The 1220-nt window shown below is 47.8% G+C and carries 9 tRNA genes and 1 rRNA gene; all 10 read right to left on the bottom strand.

From position 1 onward, the window contains the following. Window positions 1–114: 114 nt before the first annotated feature. A tRNA-Ala gene (locus BM098_RS13275) sits at window positions 115–190 on the bottom strand. Window positions 191–210: 20 nt separating this feature from the next. Further along, a tRNA-Pro gene (locus tag BM098_RS13270) sits at window positions 211–287 on the bottom strand. Between the two features lie 4 nt (window positions 288–291). Continuing rightward, window positions 292–368, bottom strand: a tRNA-Arg gene (locus BM098_RS13265). Between the two features lies 1 nt (window position 369). After that, window positions 370–458, bottom strand: a tRNA-Leu gene (locus BM098_RS13260). Between the two features lie 21 nt (window positions 459–479). Beyond that, window positions 480–554, bottom strand: a tRNA-Gly gene (locus BM098_RS13255). Window positions 555–558: 4 nt separating this feature from the next. Beyond that, window positions 559–640, bottom strand: a tRNA-Leu gene (locus BM098_RS13250). A 4-nt stretch (window positions 641–644) separates the two neighbouring features. After that, window positions 645–720, bottom strand: a tRNA-Lys gene (locus BM098_RS13245). An 8-nt stretch (window positions 721–728) separates the two neighbouring features. Further along, a tRNA-Thr gene (locus BM098_RS13240) sits at window positions 729–804 on the bottom strand. Window positions 805–808: 4 nt separating this feature from the next. Next, window positions 809–884, bottom strand: a tRNA-Val gene (locus BM098_RS13235). A gap of 5 nt (window positions 885–889) precedes the next feature. Continuing rightward, window positions 890–1004 (bottom strand): 5S ribosomal RNA (gene rrf / locus BM098_RS13230). Between the last annotated feature and the right edge of the window lie 216 nt (window positions 1005–1220).

The raw sequence follows: 1220 nt of genomic DNA, 5'->3' as shown, positions 1-1220 counted from the left end.
ATGAGTAATTCTTTACTCTGGTTTCAAGCACTAGCTTGTCTTACTTTATTTCTTAACTTTACTGTGTGTGTTATTCAGTTTTCAATGGTCAAATATATCAAGAGACATAGAAAATGGTGGAGCCTAGCGGGATCGAACCGCTGACCTCCTGCGTGCAAAGCAGGCGCTCTCCCAGCTGAGCTAAGGCCCCACGAAACATTAAATTGTAAATGGTCGGGAAGACAGGATTCGAACCTGCGACCCCTTGGTCCCAAACCAAGTGCTCTACCAAGCTGAGCTACTTCCCGATAATGGCGCGCCCGAGAGGAGTCGAACCCCTAACCTCTTGATCCGTAGTCAAACGCTCTATCCAATTGAGCTACGGGCGCATGGTGCCGAGGGCCGGACTTGAACCGGCACGGTAGTCACCTACCGCAGGATTTTAAGTCCTGTGTGTCTGCCAATTCCACCACCCCGGCATGGAATTTGGAATTTGGAAATGGAGCGAAAGACGGGATTCGAACCCGCGACCCCCACCTTGGCAAGGTGATGTTCTACCACTGAACTACTTTCGCGAAGTGCGGGTGGAGGGACTTGAACCCCCACGTCGTAAGACACTAGATCCTAAGTCTAGCGTGTCTGCCAATTCCACCACACCCGCTAAATGGTGAGCCATGAAGGATTCGAACCTTCGACCCTCTGATTAAAAGTCAGATGCTCTACCAACTGAGCTAATGGCTCGCGATTACTGGTGCCGGCCAGAGGACTTGAACCCCCAACCTACTGATTACAAGTCAGTTGCTCTACCAATTGAGCTAGGCCGGCAAGATGGTGGAGGATGCAGGGCTCGAACCTGCGACCCCCTGCTTGTAAGGCAGGTGCTCTCCCAGCTGAGCTAATCCTCCATACCGCCTGGCGACGTCCTACTCTCGCGGGGCTTAAGCCCAACTACCATCGGCGCTGAAGAGCTTAACTACTGTGTTCGGCATGGGAACAGGTGTGACCTCTTCGCTATTGTCACCAGATCTTATATCGCTTTGTCTTTGTTTGTCACAAGGACAAGATATATTATATTATGTTTTTCAGAGTTTTGCAAGTGTTTTTTATAAAAAATTTAACTTTTTTATAAATTTTTTCTTGCGAAAAATTATACCCTGAAAACTAGATAAGAAGTAAACAATCATCAAACAAAAATTTAGTTAAGTCCTCGATCGATTAGTATTCGTCAGCTGCACATGTCA

It is taken from the genome of Halolactibacillus halophilus (assembly GCF_900115605.1).
Taxonomy (GTDB): domain Bacteria; phylum Bacillota; class Bacilli; order Bacillales; family Amphibacillaceae; genus Halolactibacillus; species Halolactibacillus halophilus.
This window is presented reverse-complemented; position numbering and strand designations above follow the sequence as displayed.